At 30.8% G+C, this 15,839-nt stretch carries 13 protein-coding genes and 1 tRNA gene; 7 read left to right on the top strand and 7 right to left on the bottom strand.

Features of this window, described 5'->3' with window-relative positions; all coding sequences use genetic code 11:
* The first annotated feature begins 3 nt into the window (after nt 1–3).
* The 4 genes from FDT66_RS07660 to FDT66_RS07675 all read left to right on the top strand — a co-directional run bounded on the left by FDT66_RS07660 (nt 4) and on the right by FDT66_RS07675 (nt 8,201).
* The gene (locus FDT66_RS07660; RefSeq protein ID WP_138535581.1) at nt 4–1,782 is read left to right on the top strand and encodes a hypothetical protein; all 1,779 of its coding nucleotides are present in this window, start codon (nt 4–6) and stop codon (nt 1,780–1,782) included.
* 3 nt (nt 1,783–1,785) lie between these two features.
* The gene (gene rhaM, locus FDT66_RS07665) at nt 1,786–2,097 is read left to right on the top strand and encodes an L-rhamnose mutarotase (RefSeq protein WP_262709561.1); all 312 of its coding nucleotides are present in this window, start codon (nt 1,786–1,788) and stop codon (nt 2,095–2,097) included.
* 17 nt (nt 2,098–2,114) lie between these two features.
* Complete coding sequence (locus tag FDT66_RS07670) at nt 2,115–3,611, top strand: sulfatase family protein (RefSeq protein ID WP_138535583.1); 1,497 nt, start codon at nt 2,115–2,117, stop codon at nt 3,609–3,611.
* A 117-nt stretch (nt 3,612–3,728) separates the two neighbouring features.
* Nucleotides 3,729–8,201 (top strand): G8 domain-containing protein, encoded by a 4,473-nt coding sequence (locus FDT66_RS07675; protein WP_138535584.1) that lies wholly within the window; start codon nt 3,729–3,731, stop codon nt 8,199–8,201.
* A 51-nt stretch (nt 8,202–8,252) separates the two neighbouring features.
* On the opposite strand, the gene FDT66_RS07680 is transcribed toward FDT66_RS07675, so the two are convergent.
* Nucleotides 8,253–8,334: transfer RNA gene (locus FDT66_RS07680), tRNA-Leu, on the bottom strand.
* Nucleotides 8,335–8,459: 125 nt separating this feature from the next.
* Between FDT66_RS07680 and FDT66_RS07685 the strand changes: the two genes are divergently transcribed.
* The 3 genes from FDT66_RS07685 to pth all read left to right on the top strand — a co-directional run bounded on the left by FDT66_RS07685 (nt 8,460) and on the right by pth (nt 10,814).
* A complete protein-coding gene (locus tag FDT66_RS07685; protein ID WP_138535585.1) occupies nt 8,460–9,401 on the top strand; it encodes a ribose-phosphate pyrophosphokinase in 942 nt (313 codons plus the stop codon).
* 17 nt (nt 9,402–9,418) lie between these two features.
* Nucleotides 9,419–10,045: a 50S ribosomal protein L25/general stress protein Ctc gene (locus tag FDT66_RS07690; RefSeq protein ID WP_138535586.1), complete on the top strand. Its 627-nt coding sequence runs from the start codon at nt 9,419–9,421 to the stop codon at nt 10,043–10,045.
* Nucleotides 10,046–10,193: 148 nt separating this feature from the next.
* Nucleotides 10,194–10,814 (top strand): aminoacyl-tRNA hydrolase, encoded by a 621-nt coding sequence (gene pth, locus FDT66_RS07695; protein WP_138535587.1) that lies wholly within the window; start codon nt 10,194–10,196, stop codon nt 10,812–10,814.
* A gap of 68 nt (nt 10,815–10,882) precedes the next feature.
* Here pth and FDT66_RS07700 read toward each other — a convergent pair whose 3' ends face one another.
* The 6 genes from FDT66_RS07700 to gmk form a co-directional block, all read right to left on the bottom strand.
* Entirely contained in the window at nt 10,883–11,416 is a 534-nt protein-coding gene (locus FDT66_RS07700; protein WP_138535588.1) for a hypothetical protein, read from the bottom strand.
* A gap of 57 nt (nt 11,417–11,473) precedes the next feature.
* Nucleotides 11,474–11,923, bottom strand: coding sequence for a 6-pyruvoyl trahydropterin synthase family protein (locus tag FDT66_RS07705; RefSeq protein WP_138535589.1), 450 nt, complete (start codon nt 11,921–11,923; stop codon nt 11,474–11,476).
* A gap of 93 nt (nt 11,924–12,016) precedes the next feature.
* A complete protein-coding gene (locus FDT66_RS07710) occupies nt 12,017–13,516 on the bottom strand; it encodes a GH3 auxin-responsive promoter family protein (protein WP_138535590.1) in 1,500 nt (499 codons plus the stop codon).
* Nucleotides 13,516–14,382 carry a M23 family metallopeptidase gene (locus tag FDT66_RS07715; RefSeq protein ID WP_138535591.1) on the bottom strand — a complete coding sequence of 289 codons (867 nt, stop codon included), beginning with the start codon at nt 14,380–14,382 and terminating at the stop codon, nt 13,516–13,518. The genes FDT66_RS07710 and FDT66_RS07715 overlap by 1 nt, the downstream gene beginning before the upstream one ends.
* 146 nt (nt 14,383–14,528) lie before the next feature.
* A complete protein-coding gene (gene nadD, locus FDT66_RS07720) occupies nt 14,529–15,113 on the bottom strand; it encodes a nicotinate (nicotinamide) nucleotide adenylyltransferase (RefSeq protein WP_138535592.1) in 585 nt (194 codons plus the stop codon).
* An 81-nt stretch (nt 15,114–15,194) separates the two neighbouring features.
* Nucleotides 15,195–15,788 carry a guanylate kinase gene (gene gmk, locus FDT66_RS07725; RefSeq protein ID WP_171032346.1) on the bottom strand — a complete coding sequence of 198 codons (594 nt, stop codon included), beginning with the start codon at nt 15,786–15,788 and terminating at the stop codon, nt 15,195–15,197.
* Nucleotides 15,789–15,839 lie beyond the last annotated feature (51 nt).

Consider the following 15,839-nt stretch of genomic DNA (forward strand, 5'->3'; position numbering starts at 1 on the left):
ATAATGAAATCCTTGAAAAAACTTGCTTTCTTATATTTTATATCGAGTGTTTTTTTTGTGAAAGCTCAAGACAATGTCAAAACTCAGCAGTTACAAAATTATAACACAGATAATTGGGTAGCTACAGATGCTCTAGGCAGAGAAACAGTAACTTTTGATGTTGCAGGTCCAGTTAAAAAGGATAAAAAAGTAGGTGTTTTTTATTACATATGGCATGGGTATCACAGCAAAAAAGTTTATGATATTACCAATATCTTAAAAGACCCTAAAGGAAAAAGAAAATGGGGTCCAAAAGGCAAGTTTCATTTTTGGGGAGAACCAGAACAAGGTTATTACAATGCAAATGACCCTTGGGTTTTACGAAGAGATTTACAGATGCTTACAAATGCGAAGGTAGATTTTATCTATTTAGACGTTACCAATCATTTCATCTATCCAGAAACCGTAAAAGCATTATTTGAAATGGGAAAAAAAATGCGTTCAGAAGGCATTCCTACGCCAGATATTACTTTTACCACCAACTCTAAAAGTGGACTTACAGTTACCAAAATCTATAACGAATTTTACAAAAAAGGTTTGTATAAAGACCAATGGTTTTTGTGGGATGGTAAACCAGTAATAATGGCGAATCCAAAAGATCCAAAACTTACCAAAAAAGCACGCGAGTTTTTTACCATAAAATACAGTTGGGCTTGGACTAAAACAAACGAAAATCCAAATCACTGGCAGTGGGTAGATACAACGCCTCAAGATTATGGTTGGAGCAAAAGCCCAGATATTCCAGAACAAATTCCAGTTTCTGTTGCAGGACATCCTGTAGAATTAGGACATGGCTTATATGGCACAAGTAGATCTAATGGAAAACAACCTAAAGTAAACAAATATTACGTTGCACCAATTACTGGAGAGGGAGCTCATTTTCAAGAGCAATGGGATAGAGCTTTAGAAGTAAATCCAGAAATAGTGATGGTAACACAATGGAATGAATGGCTTGCACAACGTTTTATTTGGGATGATAAATTAAAACATAAAGGCTATGCAGGAAGGCCTATTAAAATAGGAGACTCTTATTTTGTAGATGCATTCACAGAAGAATTTAACAGAGATATGGCTCCAATGAAAGGAGGTCATACAGATAATTATTACTATCAGTTGGTTTCTAATATTAGAAAATTTAAAGGAATGAAACCTCCTGTAAAATATACTCAAAAAAGTACTATTAAAATTGATGGAAATTTTGAAGATTGGCAAGATGTGCAACCAGAGTTTTATGATCCTACAGGAGATACTATGCATAGAGATTTTAAAGGTTATGATCCTAACACAAATTATAAAAATAAAACAGGTAGAAATGATATTATTTCTGCAAAAGTAGGTTTGAGCATAAAAGATGTTTTCTTTTATGTAAAAACACAAGAAAAATTAACTAGCTATAAGGACGATAAATGGATGTTACTCTTTATTGATACTGATAAAAATAGTAATACAGGTTGGGAAGGTTATGAATATGTGGTGAATTATGAAATAAAATCTTCAAAAAAATCAACTTTAAAAAAGTGGAATGGAGTAATATGGGAAAATGTTGGAAGTGTAACTTATAGGGTTAAAGGCAATGAGCTAGAATTATCTGTATTAAAGGATAATCTCAATTTAAAAGAAAATATAGATTTTTATTTCAAATGGGCAGATAACCCGATTGAATTAAAAGATGTAACAACATTTTTTATGAACGGAGATACTGCTCCAGACAGACGTTTTAAGTATCATTTTAAAACAAATTAAATGATGAGGAAGGCATTTAAAATGAAGTTATATTCTAATGAGAAAGAAGAGTATATAAAAAGGCACAATCCTATTTGGCAAGAATTGCAGGAGGTTTTAACATCTCATGGAGTTTCAAACTATAGTCTTTTTTTGGATGAAGAAACCAATATTTTATTTGGTTATGCAGAAATTGAAAACGAACAAAAATGGCACCAAATAGCTGAAACAGAAATTTGTAAAAAATGGTGGAAACATATGTCTGATATTATGAAAACAAATCCAGATAACAGCCCAAAATCAATAAACTTAGAAGAGGTTTTTCACATCAACTAGAAAACAACAAAGTAGTAATGAAATCAATAAAATTCACAAGTATATTAATAACAATTTTAGTTTTTTATTCATGTAAAAAAGAAATTGTAGAAGTAGAAAAACAAACATCAAAAAGACCAAATATTATCTTTTTAATGGACGATCAACATAGGTTTGATGCTCTTGGAATGATTAATAAACAAGTAATTACACCAACATTAGATAGTTTGGCAAAAGAAGGTGTTTTTTACAGTCAAGCAGTTTGTCAAGCGCCTATGTGCGTACCAAGTAGAAACTCTATGATGTTGGGTTTGTATCCAAATCAAAATGGAGTGTATAGAAATAGTGATGGTATAAAAGACGAAAACCTACCTGTAAAAACAATGGCAGAATATTTTAAAGAAGCAGGTTATGAGACTGCAGGTTTTGGAAAAACACATTGGGGAAAATATAGAACAAATACCAGAGGTTTTGAAACAAGATACACTTCAGAAATTAAAGAAAATGGCAGTATTACTATGCTAGAAATGAATCCTGAAGCAAAGAAAAAATACGACGATGAAATCGCAGATATGGGTCCAGGTGAAGAGAATAATTTAGGTTATTTAGGTTTTACAAGTAAATTAGAAGAAGATGAACATAGAGATGGCTGGATTACCAAACAAGTTTTAAATTACATCAACAATCGAGAAGACGAAAGGCCTTTGTTTCTATACTTGTCTTATATGAAACCTCACGCAGGCCATAATGTGCCAAAAGGATATGAAGATTTATATGATGCAGATACTATAAAATATGCAGAACAACCCAATTGGGATAAAGATAAATCTCCACATTCAAAAGGAGTAAACAGAAGAGATATGTATGTGAATTACTGGAAAAATGCTTCTGAAAAAGAATGGCAATTAATGACAATGCGTTACTATGCAAATGTAACTTGGATAGATGACATGATGGGAAGAACCTTAGGTGCTTTAAAGAAAAAAGGATTATTAGAAAATACGTTAATCGTGTATACTTCAGATCATGGAGAAATGTTAGGTGAACGATACTATAAATTTAACAAATACAACTTGTATGATGCAAGTGTAAGAATTCCAATGATGCTATCTGGAACAGCATTACCTAAAGAAATTAAAAGAAATTCTATAGACAGTTTATCTGCAGAAAATACAGATTTACTTCCCACTCTTTTAGATTTTGCAAAAATAAAAAAAGATAAAAATTTGTTAGGTGAAAATCTATTCTCAAACAATAGAAATCAAGCAACCTTTTCAGCACTTCATGAGAAAAAAAATGAAGCTGCTTTTATGTGGAGAACTCCAAACTATAAGTTGATTTTAGTGTTTAATCGTAAAGAAAATGCAGTTAATTATACTGAAAAAGACATCATCACAGGAGAATTTTTTAACTTAAAAGAAGATCCAAAAGAATGGGAGAACTTATACAATAATCCTAAAATTATGGAAATACAAAAAAAGTATAAAAAGGCTTTAATTGCATACCTTAACAAGCAAGAAATTTTGGTGAAATAAACTCCTTATAAATAGTAGTTTTACAGGTAACAGCAGGATGCTTTTTTGCATTTTTTTTAAGAAGTTTGTTTACATTTGAAACTTTAATTTCATCTGTTAAAAATAGGTTTTGCTACGATGAAAAATATACAATATCTCTTAATACTTTTTTTAACTGCATCAATAATCACCTCTTTTACTAAGATTGAAAAAAAGGAACCTTTAGTTTCTTTTAAATATACTTGTACAGCTGAAAAGGCTTCTGTACAAGCTATTGCAACTGGAGATTGGAATAATACAGCTACTTGGAGCAACAATCAAATACCAACAAGTAATGACGATGTTGTAATTCCTGCAGGAATTCGAGTTTCTCTTTCTGGAACTATGGCAGTAAGAACTATTCGTGTTGATGGGAATTTAGGACCTCTAAATTTAAACACAGATTTAAATTTAACGACAAAGGGAATTATGGTACATGATGGTGGGCTATTTCAAATTGGTAGCGAAACAAACCCATACACAGCAAATGGAACTATAACACTTACAGGATCAGATCCAGCAGAGGTTTTAATGGGAAATACCCTAATGGGTTCAAAATTAATTGGTGTCATGTCTAATGCACGATTAGAATTACATGGAGTTCAAAGAAAAACATGGACGCAATTAAATGCAACAGCAGAAAAAGGAGCTACATCCATAACTCTTAAAGAACAAATCAACTGGAAAATTGGAGATCAAATAGTGATAGCATCTACAGATTTTGACCCACATCAAGCAGAAAAAAGAACCATTACAGCAATAAATAATACAACTATTTCTTTTGATACTCCTTTAGAGTTTATGCATTTTGGTGTAGAGCAAACCTATACTAATGGTACAAAAACTTTTGTGTTAGATGAAAGAGCAGAGGTGGGTTTATTAACACACAATCTTAAAATTCAGGGAGACGTTTCTAGTGAAAGTAATGGTTTTGGTGGTCATATTATGTCTATGCCAAATTCTATTTCAAGAGCATCAAATATCGAACTATTTAGAATGGGGCAAAAATCTCAAATAGGTAAATATCCTTGGCATTGGCATTTGTTAGGCGATGCTGATGGACAATATATAAAAAATGCAGGAATTCATACTTCTTACAATCGTTTAATAACTGTACATGCTACAAATAATACTATTGTAGAAGGCAATGTTGGCTACGATTTTTTAGGTCATGGTTACTTTTTAGAGGATGGTAACGAAACTGGCAACTTGTTCAAAAATAATTTAGGTGTTTTATGTAAACGACCTAAAGAAGGCGAAGAAACTAGACCTCATGATTTAGGAATTGGTGCAGATAGAGGTGCAAGTCCTGAAGCATTTCCAGCAACTTTTTGGATAACAAATCCTAATAACGATTTTATTGGAAACGTTTCTGCAGGTTCAGATGGTTCAGGATTTTGGCATTTAATTTTAGATGAAGTTTTAGATGATTCTAACTCAAATTATGTTCCAGGAAATCAACCAATGGGAATTTTTGATGATAATAAAGCGCACTCTAACTTATTTAGTTGGGGAATTGATGGTGGAATTGATAAAACCACAGAAGAGATTGTAAACGGACATTATAGGCCGAAAAATGCTGATGGTAGTCAATTTATTCCTGTAATTAATAGATTTGATGGTTACAAATCAGTAGATAGAAATGTATGGATTAGAGCAAATACCATGAATTTTTATGATTGTGATTTTGGCGACAATGGTCGTGCAGATTTCTTTTCCTACAATCAAACATTATTCAATTCTTTAATTGTAGGAAAATCAGCAAATATTGGTAATCCAAAATCTGCAAGTGAAATACAAGCAGGTAGATCCTTACCGTTCCCAAGTTTACCTTTAACGGCTTTTACGAATGCTTTTCGAGGACATAGCATTTATGATGGACCGTCAGGAATCGTAGATACTCATTTCGCAGGTTTCGATTCAAATGGCGCTAAATCGTATTGTTTTCAAATCAATGGTGCTTCAAGAAAATCTACCAATCATTTTGCAAGAGGCATCACTTATGATGTTTCTGTGGCAGAAGATTCAAAGTTTGATTTTGACCATATATCTTACTTCAGTTATATGTTTTTAAGTGGTTTAATTGATGAAGATGGAAGTGTAACAGGTGTTGCAGGAACCAATATTAGACCCATACTTATAGAAAATCCAAACAATAGAAATTTGTACGAAAAAGGGGCTAACACTCAGCAAACAAATGCTATTGAAAAACCAGAATTTGGAGCTTGGTTAACTCAAAATAAAACATACAACTATTTTAAAGATATAGACTTTACTAATAAAGATGATGGCGCATTTACACCTCGTTATTTTATTGCAGAATATCCAGATAAAACATCACATGCTGTTTTTAATGTGCAAACCCAACAACAGTATTTTGATGCACCTGTAATTACAAACGATTTAGATTACACCTATTATTTACAATACCACAAACTACCAAAATACATGGTTTCTTCTTTAGATGGTTGTAAAACAAATTCAGAAAACGTAATTGTTGCCTATCCAAATATGCCTGGAATTAGCTATGCAGGAAATGCAACACGCGTTACAAGTTTTGCTGCTTTAAAATCAAGTTCAAATCAATCTTACTTTATAAAAGACAATACTATTTATTTTAAACTAATAAGTACAGATATTCAAAACGATTTTTTTAGAAGACAATTTGGAGAAGATTACAAATACGAAACAGATGCATTCATATGTAATTCAGGAAATTGTTTTGATAGTTCTTCTTGGGGAAATATCGTAGGCGATGTTACTCTGATAGATTACAGTGTACGCTCAATGGATTTAGGCTCTGTAGAAACCAATGACGATTCTAGAGATAGTGCAACGTCAACAGATGGGTTAACCATACCAACATTTAATTATGCAAATACAAGAGTAAATTTTACGGTAGAAAATAATGGAAATGGTATAGATGGTTACACAGATTATGAGATTAATTTATCATCAAGACAAGTATGGGAATATTTCAACACCCTAAACTTAAATTTTTCTGGAGCAGATGTAGAAGTAATTGTACAAAGCGAAAACGGACAAAATTTTAGTGTTGGTAGCTATAATTCTTCAGATTCTAGCAATATTAGAATAGGACAAGACACCCAATTTGATAAATTCACCAACGTTAAAAAATTGATTTTACGTTTTTACGAATCTAAAATTGGAGATATCAACACAGCATCTTCAAGCAACATCACAATAAATTTTATAAAGTTAGGATCAGATGTGCCAGATAATTACAGTGTTTCATCTACTAAAGTAGAGCAAGATTCAGATGGAGATGGTATTTTAGATTCGGCTGAAACAAACTCTTGTAGAAACCCAAATTCTGCATCAGACTTTGCTTTAGAATTTAATGGAGATAGTACTATTTTTGATGGGTTTAGCACAAGTTTCATCAATAATCCAGAGATAGCAAATGGAGTATTCAAAGGGACTTCCACAAGTAACGATCCAAAAATTATCAACGAAGGTTTCGTTTCATTTAGTGGTTCAGATATAAATACGTTAACTTTTAGGTATAAGGCAAATACACCAAATACAAGAGTGCAACTTTTCTGGCAAACTACAGAAAATAGTAGTTATGCAGCTTCAAGATCTGTACAAGCCAATTATACAGGAAATGGAGATTGGCAAGAACTTTCTCTTGATGTATCTTCTAATACAGAATGGCAAAATAAAATTATAAATAGCTTAAGAATAGACCCGACAAATAATGATAATGTTTCTTTTGAAATCGATTGGATTCGCGCAAATAACGCCATAGATCCTACTCAACAATGCATTCCAGAGATAGATACTGATGGAGATGGACTTTTTGATAAGGAAGAAGAGGATTTATGTAGAGATATTAATTCTTCGTCAGACTTTGCAATAGAATTTAATGGAGATGATATTTTTGATAATTATACTGCACAGCAAATAGATAATTTAGTGGAAGAAAATGGAGTGCTAAAAGGAACTACTTCTGGTACAGATTCCAAACTAATTAAACTTGATTTCTTAGAAATGGCAGGTGCTCCAATCACAGATATTATTGTAAGAATGAAAGCAAATATAGATATTACTAAATTTCAAATTTTTTGGGAAGTTGAAGGTGGTAGCATTAATGCAGCAAGATCTGTTGTTAAAAATTACACAGGTAATGGAGCATGGCAAGAGCTTTCGTTAGATTTATCTACAAATAACGAATGGATTGGTAAAAAGATAAAGGGATTAAGAATAGATCCAACAAACAACAATAATGTAAGTTTTGAAATAGACTGGATTAGAGCGCAAAATGCTAAAAACCCAGAAACTTCTTGTGCTACTGCATCTGTTGACGAAAATATCTTAGAAGATAACGTTTCAATATATCCAAATCCTTCAAAAATTGGTAATCCAATTAAAGTTATAGGAATAGGAAATTTTGATAAAATTTATGTTTATGATTTAAATGGAAAACAAATTTCAATAAGAAGATATAATGATTCTTTTAGATTTGTTAATTCCCAAAAAGGTATATATCTAATTAAAATCATACTAAGAAACGGTAATTTTTTAACAAAAAAATTAATAATTAATTAATTGTAACAAATAAAAAAACCTCAACTGCAAAAAGTTGAGGTTTCTCTTTAGTACTCAAGGTGGGAATCGAACCCACACTCCCGAAAGAACTGGATTTTGAATCCAGCGCGTCTACCAATTCCGCCACTTGAGCAAGTTTAAAATAGAAATGCAAATGTATTAAATTATTTTATTTTAAAGTCTATAAATAAATTTCAAAGTCAATAAATAATTTCTACTTTTGTTACCATACAACAACACAACAAAAACTACCATTAAATGCCTACAAATCAATTAGCACCAAAATTATTTGCTTGCTCTCAAAGTACTATATTAGCAGAAAAAATTGCAAAAGAATACAATACTACTTTAGGAAAAGTAAAAACAACTAAGTTTAGCGACGGAGAATTTCAACCAGCTTTTGAAGAATCTGTAAGAGGAAGAAGGGTTTTTATTATTGGATCAACTTTTCCAAACGCAGATAATTTAATGGAAATGTTATTAATGTTAGATGCTGCAAAAAGAGCATCTGCAAGACATATTACAGCAGTTATGCCTTATTTTGGTTGGGCAAGACAAGATCGTAAAGATCAACCAAGGGTAGCAATTGGAGCAAAATTAGTTGCAAAATTATTAGAATCTGCAGGAGCAACAAGAATTATGACAATGGATTTACATGCAGATCAAATTCAAGGGTTTTTTGAAAAACCAGTAGATCATTTATACGCATCAACTATTTTTTTACCATATATAAAAAGTTTAAAATTAGATAATCTTACCATTGCCTCTCCAGATATGGGTGGTTCAAAAAGAGCTTATGCCTACTCTAAGCACCTACATTCTGATGTTGTAATTTGTTATAAACAACGTAAAAAAGCAAACGTAATTTCACATATGGAATTAATTGGAGATGTAGAAGGTAAAAATGTAATTTTGGTAGATGACATGATAGATACTGGAGGAACATTAGCACACGCAGCCAATTTAATGATGGAAAGAGGAGCCTTAAGCGTTCGTGCAATTTGTACACATCCAATACTTTCTGGTGGAGCATATGAAAAAATAGAAAGCTCTGGATTAACAGAATTAATAGTTTCAGATACAATTCCATTAAAAAAGGAAACTTCTAAAATAAAAGTTGTATCTTGCGCGCCCTTATTCGCTGATGTTATGCACAAAGTGCAAGATAACACCTCAATAAGTGGACAATTTTTAATGTAAATTTTAATAAAAAAGTAATGAAATCAATTACAATTAAAGGATCAAAAAGAGAAAGCGTGGGCAAGGTAGCTACCAAAGCCTTACGTAATGCTGGAATGGTTCCTTGCGTTATATACGGAGGAGATAAGCCAATGCATTTTTCAGCACCAGAATTAGCATTTAAAAAGTTGGTATACACTCCAAACGTATATACTGCTACAATTAATGTTGATGGACAAGAAATAGCTGCAATATTGCAAGATATTCAGTTTCACCCAGTAACAGATAGAATTATACACGTAGATTTCTACCAGTTATTTGATGACAAAGAAGTAACAATGAACATTCCTGTAAAATTAACTGGAACTTCTCCAGGGGTTTTAAATGGAGGTTCTTTACGTTTTACAAACCGTAAATTAAAAGTAAAAGCTTTACCAGCAAATTTACCAGATTTTATTTCTGCTGATATTTCTAAATTAAAAATCGGTCATAAGTTAGTTATCACATCATTGTTTAATGACGATTATACATTCATGCACCCAGATAACACTGTTGTTGTACAAGTTAGAACTTCACGTAATGCAAGTGCAGATGATTTAGGTGATGACGAAGAAGAAGAAACTACAGAAGAAGGAGCAGCTGAAGAAACTACTGCAACTGAATAAATTTAGTTTTTAAAGTAAAATTATTTAAAAGCGCTACATTTTGTAGCGCTTTTTGTTTATACTTATTTTTTAGCATTATTTAATTTTCAAGGGTTTCCCTTTTTGTAAATCATTATTTATTTCTTCTTATTTTTGAAGAATGAATGTGATGTCATTTTTTAAAAATCTTTTCAGTATTAAAACTGAAACTAAAGAAGAATTAATGAAGAAGTTTTTAATTGTAGGTTTAGGAAACATAGGAGATAAGTACACCAATACGCGTCATAATATTGGTTTTAAAATTTTGGATGAAGTCGCTGAAGAACACAATACAACATTTGAAACTGAAAAGTTAGGAGACGTTGCTAGTTTTCGTTTTAAAGGAAGAACATTTATTTTACTTAAGCCAAGTACATTTATGAATTTAAGTGGAAAAGCCGTAAAATATTGGATGCAACAAGAAAAAATTCCTATTGAAAATATTTTAATAATTACAGATGATGTAAATATTGATTTTGGTACCATTCGCGTAAAAGCAAAAGGTTCTGCTGGAGGACATAATGGACTTAAAGACATTCAAGAAAAACTAAATACTCAGCAATATGCTCGTTTTCGTTTTGGAGTTGGTGGAAACTATTCCAGAGGAAAGCAGGTAGATTATGTTTTAGGAGAGTGGAATAAAGATGAAACCAGCCAATTAATAGAACGTTTACCAACTTCTGCCAAAGTAATTACCTCTTTTGGTACAGATGGTTTAGCAAATACAATGAATAATTTTAATGGGAAATAAATCTTTTTAAAACAAAAAAGCTATCCGTAATAGATAGTTTTTTTATAAAATAAAAAACTTATTTCTTTTTATTTTTTCTCAAAAATGATAGTGGTTTTAATATCTATATTTATGTTTCCGTCTGTTTCTTCTGATTCCTGAGTTAAAGTTAATGTATTTTCATTGAATAAATTAACATTATATTCTCCATTTAAAAAATCTCCATTAGAAGAATTGAATGTAATTTTTCTGGCACCAGTTTTGCTTATAAAAAAACTTCCAGAATTATCAATAGTTAAAATTTTTGTAGTAACAGTTGCAGAACCATCAACAGGTGTTACAGTGGTAACCACTCTGTAAGGACCTTTTACAGTAAAAGTTCCACTTGTATTTAAAATTAAATCTACTTCGAAACTATCACCAATTTTTGTAGAATTAGAAACGTTGACAGATGTACCTTGAGTAACGACAGTATTCGATAAATCTTGATTAAAACTTTTAACTTTATAAGTTCCAGAAACATTAGTTAAAGAAAAATCTAAAGCAACTGTTTTTTCACTATCGCCACAACTTGTTATTGTTACAGCTATAAAAAGGGCAAAAAGAATTTTAATTGTTTTCATAATATTTTTTTTAAATATAACTTAATAAATTAAATGAATTTTATATTTCTATAAAAATCAATTTTCACTAGCAAACCACTCAGCGAAACTAGTATCTGTTTCTTGTAGTTTTATCGAATGTAGTTTTATTTTTTTAGGTAATCTCTTTTTAATTTTTTTTGCAAAATCAATTACCATCATTTCACTTGTTGGTTGATAATCTACCAATAAAACGTCATGTCCTCTGTCCATTAACTCTTTTGCCAATTCTACATGAGGTGTATTTTTATTAAAAACAGTTGCATGATCAAAAACATCTACAATTTCTTCATTTACAATCTTTTTTAAATCGCCAAAATCAATGACCATTCCAAACTTTACATTGGTATTGTCTGCAATTGGTTTTCCAGAAACAGTTACAGAAAGCTTGTAAGAATGTCCGTGAACATTTTTACATTTACCATCATAACCGTATAAAGCATGACCTGTTTCAAAATTGAATTGTTTGGTTATTCTAATTGTGCTCATTAACGTTTGTTTCTAAATTTGTTGTAAAAATAAACAATTACCAAAGCTACAGCTAATATTAAAAATAAATAATCTCCTCCCATTTCGTTTCTATTATTGTTCTTCTAAAAAATGATCTAAAACATCTGCAATTTTTCTGTTATCAGACAATTGTGGAATTTTGTTTTGGCCACCAAATTTATCAATAGATTTCATATACTCATGAAAACCACCTTTTTTTACTTTTCTAATTACAAGTGGACGTAGTATTTTACCTTCAATTAAATCAAAATAATAAATATTTTGTGCTTGCATGGAAGCATCTACTTTTTTAGCAAAATCATCTAAATTTTCAGGTTCATTTTCAAACTCTATAAACCATTCATGATAAGGCAAACCACTTTTAGGATTTACTTGTGGTGCTACTGTAAATTCACTAATATTTATGTTGGTACCTTGTATGGAATCATTTAAGGCTTTTTCTACTTCTTTACCAATAACATGTTCACCAAAGGCAGAAATAAAATGCTTTATACGTCCTGTAACTTTAATTCTGTAAGGTTTTGTTGATGTAAACTCAACAGTATCACCAATATTGTATCCCCAAAGACCAGCTGTTGTATTTAATATGATTACGTAATTCACACCAATTTTCACATCTTTTATGGAAATTCTAGTCGGATTTTCATCAAAAAACTCGGTTGCAGGTATAAATTCATAAAAAATTCCAGAATCTAACTGTAATAACATTCCTTTTTCGGTTTGCGAATCTTGGTAGGCAATAAAACCTTCAGAAGCTGGGTACAATTCTATATAATCTATTTTTTTACCAATTAAACTTTCGAACTTGTTCTTATAAGGTTCAAAATTTACGCCTCCGTAAATAAAGAAATTAAAATTTGGGAACAGTTCAGAAACTTTTTTTCCTGTTTTTTCAATTAGTTTTTCAAAATACATTTGTACCCAAGAAGGAATCCCACTAATAACAGTCATGTTTTCGTTTACAGTTTCCTCTACAATTGCGTTTACTTTTGTGTCCCAATCTTCAATACAGTTAGTTTCCCAACTTGGTAAACGATTTTTTAATAAATACTGTGGAACATAATGTGCCACAATTCCACTTAAACGACCTAATTTCACACCGTTTTTATCTTCTAAAACTGGACTTCCTTGTAAAAAAATCATTTTTCCATCCACAAAACTGGCATCGTTTTTTTCAACAATATAAAATAACAAGGCATTTCTGGCCGCTTTTATATGTGTTGGCATCGATTCTTTGGTAATAGGAATGTATTTTGCGCCAGAAGTTGTACCAGAAGTTTTTGCATAATAGAGTGGTTTTCCTTTCCAAAGAACATTTTCTTCGCCAGCAACCATTCTATCTACATATGGCCTTAAACCTTCGTAATCTGTAACTTTTACGTGTTTTTTAAAATCTTCGTAAGTAGTTATTTTATCAAAATTATGATCTTTTCCAAAAGCTGTTTTTCTTCCTTCAGAAATTAAATTTTTAAAAACTTTTTCTTGTGTTTCAAACGGTTTTTTAGCCCATTTTTGCACTTTTTTGGTGGCAAATTTGGCAAACGGAATTGCAAAAAAAGATTTGATACTCATTATTTAAAATCGATAAAATTAGTAGGATTTACAGCATAACCACCACTCCAAAGTTCAAAATGTAAATGTGGTCCTGTGGTTAACTCTCCTGTAGAACCAACAGTAGCAATAACTTCGCCAGATTTTACAAAATCGCCTTGTTGCCTTAATAAATTTCCATTGTGTTTGTAAACGGAAATATAATCGTTATTATGTTTTAAAATAATTGTGTAACCAGTTTCTGCACTCCAACCAGAAAAAATAACAGTACCATCTGCAGTTGCTTTTACAGGAGTTCCTGTTTTTGCAATAATATCTACAGCAAAATGTTTAGAATTAGCGTCAAAATTTTGTGAAATAGAACCATTTAAAGGAGCAAAAAATACAATATTGTTTTTATTTTGTGAGTTGTTTAGAATAGAAAATCGTGTTTCGCGTTCAATTTTTTCTCGAAATAATGAATCTTCTTTAGATGCGTAAAGCATTTCTTCATTAATTGTATTTTGTGCAATTTCTGTTTGTATAGAATCTACTTCTTCTGGAGCTATTTCTCCTGTTAAAACGGGTCTTAATGCATTTGTATAATTTTCTAAATCGGCTAATTTATTTTTTAAAGAGTCTGCTTCAAAGGTTAATTTTACAGCGTCTGCTTTTAATTGTGATGAAGAATATCCAGGAATGTATTCTTTTATTGGTGTAAACGCTATTAAAACGGTTGTTAAGGCAATTAATAAAATTGAAAAAATACCTCCTAAAACAAATACGTTTAAACGCGATAATTTTAACGAAAAACGTTCTTCAAAAGTGTTTTCATTTAAAACCACTAAACGATATTTATCGGTCAGTTTTTGTTTTAATTTACCCTTTTTTTTATCTTTTATTGCCAATGATTAAACTTTAATGTAGTGTAAAAATAATAATATAAAAATGACTTTCCTTTTTTTTATATTATTATTAACGATAGAAAATAAAATTTCATATCTAATTCAAAAAGTTCTATAGTTATTTTAAAGTTTTTAAAATGTAAAAAATGTTATTTTTTGTAAAAGTTCATTTCATCTATATAACTCCAAACTTCTTTGGTTAACATAGGTTGTATGTTTTTACCACCTTTAATTCCGTTTCTAATCATTGTTGAAGAAATTTCTATAATTGGCGCATCAACTTTGTGAATTTTTGGATGATTATCGAACTGAGTTTCTACTGTTCCTTCAGAAATTCTTGGATAAACATATATATGATGATGTTCTAGAATGGTCTCATAATTTTTCCATTTATGAAAACTCTTCAAATTATCTGCCCCCATAATTAAACAAAACTCTTTGTTTGGATGTTGTTCAGAAATATGTGCTAAGGTAAAAACGGTGTAATTAGGTTGTGGTAATTTAAACTCAATGTCAGAAGGCTTAATTTTTGGATAGTTTTCTGTAGCTCTGTAAACTAGTTCAAAACGATGATGATTTTCTAGCAAAGAGCTTTTCTTTTTAAACGGATTGTGAGGTGTTACCACCATCCAAACTTCATCTAAATCTGAATTTTCAACCATTTGATTGGCAATAATTAAATGCCCAACATGAATTGGATTGAAAGTGCCAAAATATAAACCAATTTTACTCATTTTCTAATAGATATTAGAAAAAAGAATAAAGAAAAGAGACTTTTTGCACATCTTTATTCTTGAATCTATTTTCTTGTTTCTTTAATCTTTATTTTCTTTTAATTCTAAAAAATCATTCACTAAATCTTCTGCTTCTTTTAAAGCAACATCTAAATCGTAATTTTTAATGATTTTATCAAACTGAGGTGCAGTAGCCAATTCTACAGAAGCTTTTGCAATGCGCATGTTTATTTTTTCTTCGCTTTCTGTTTTACGTTTTTTTAAGCGAATTTTAAGTTCATCTACACTTGGTGGTTTTACAAAAACCGATAATGTTCTTTCAGGATATTTCTTTTTAATTCTTAAGCCTCCAACTACATCAATATCAAAAATAACATGTTTTTTTTGAGCCCAAATACGTTCAATTTCACTTTTTAAAGTTCCGTAAAAATTATCTCTATACACTTCTTCCCATTCTAAGAATTCATCAGCCTTAATTTTATCTTTAAAATCTCTTAGAGAGATAAAATAATAATCTTCGCCATCTTTTTCGAAACCTCTTGGAGCTCTTGAAGTTGCAGATATAGAAAATTCTAGATTGAATTTTTCCTGCGCTAATAAATGACGAACAATGGTAGTTTTTCCAGAACCTGATGGTGCAGAAAACACGAATAATTTTCCTTTAAAATCTGACATAATATTGTTTTTGGTTGCTGGTTTTTGGTTGCTGGTTTTAACAATTAACTA

The sequence above is a fragment of the Polaribacter aestuariivivens genome, from assembly GCF_005885675.1.
Classification (GTDB): Bacteria; Bacteroidota; Bacteroidia; order Flavobacteriales; family Flavobacteriaceae; genus Polaribacter; species Polaribacter aestuariivivens.

What these genes read in the sequence shown, in the direction of transcription:
- FDT66_RS07690 (WP_138535586.1), top strand. Translation starts at nt 9,419, where the DNA reads ATGAAATCAATTACAATTAAAGGATCAAAAAGAGAAAGCGTGGGCAAG.
- FDT66_RS07660 (WP_138535581.1), top strand. Translation starts at nt 4, where the DNA reads ATGAAATCCTTGAAAAAACTTGCTTTCTTATATTTTATATCGAGTGTT.
- FDT66_RS07705 (WP_138535589.1), bottom strand. Translation starts at nt 11,923, where the DNA reads ATGAGCACAATTAGAATAACCAAACAATTCAATTTTGAAACAGGTCAT.
- nadD (WP_138535592.1), bottom strand. Translation starts at nt 15,113, where the DNA reads ATGAGTAAAATTGGTTTATATTTTGGCACTTTCAATCCAATTCATGTT.
- FDT66_RS07675 (WP_138535584.1), top strand. Translation starts at nt 3,729, where the DNA reads ATGAAAAATATACAATATCTCTTAATACTTTTTTTAACTGCATCAATA.
- FDT66_RS07700 (WP_138535588.1), bottom strand. Translation starts at nt 11,416, where the DNA reads ATGAAAACAATTAAAATTCTTTTTGCCCTTTTTATAGCTGTAACAATA.
- gmk (WP_171032346.1), bottom strand. Translation starts at nt 15,788, where the DNA reads ATGTCAGATTTTAAAGGAAAATTATTCGTGTTTTCTGCACCATCAGGT.
- FDT66_RS07710 (WP_138535590.1), bottom strand. Translation starts at nt 13,516, where the DNA reads ATGAGTATCAAATCTTTTTTTGCAATTCCGTTTGCCAAATTTGCCACC.
- FDT66_RS07670 (WP_138535583.1), top strand. Translation starts at nt 2,115, where the DNA reads ATGAAATCAATAAAATTCACAAGTATATTAATAACAATTTTAGTTTTT.
- rhaM (WP_262709561.1), top strand. Translation starts at nt 1,786, where the DNA reads ATGAGGAAGGCATTTAAAATGAAGTTATATTCTAATGAGAAAGAAGAG.
- FDT66_RS07685 (WP_138535585.1), top strand. Translation starts at nt 8,460, where the DNA reads ATGCCTACAAATCAATTAGCACCAAAATTATTTGCTTGCTCTCAAAGT.
- pth (WP_138535587.1), top strand. Translation starts at nt 10,194, where the DNA reads ATGTCATTTTTTAAAAATCTTTTCAGTATTAAAACTGAAACTAAAGAA.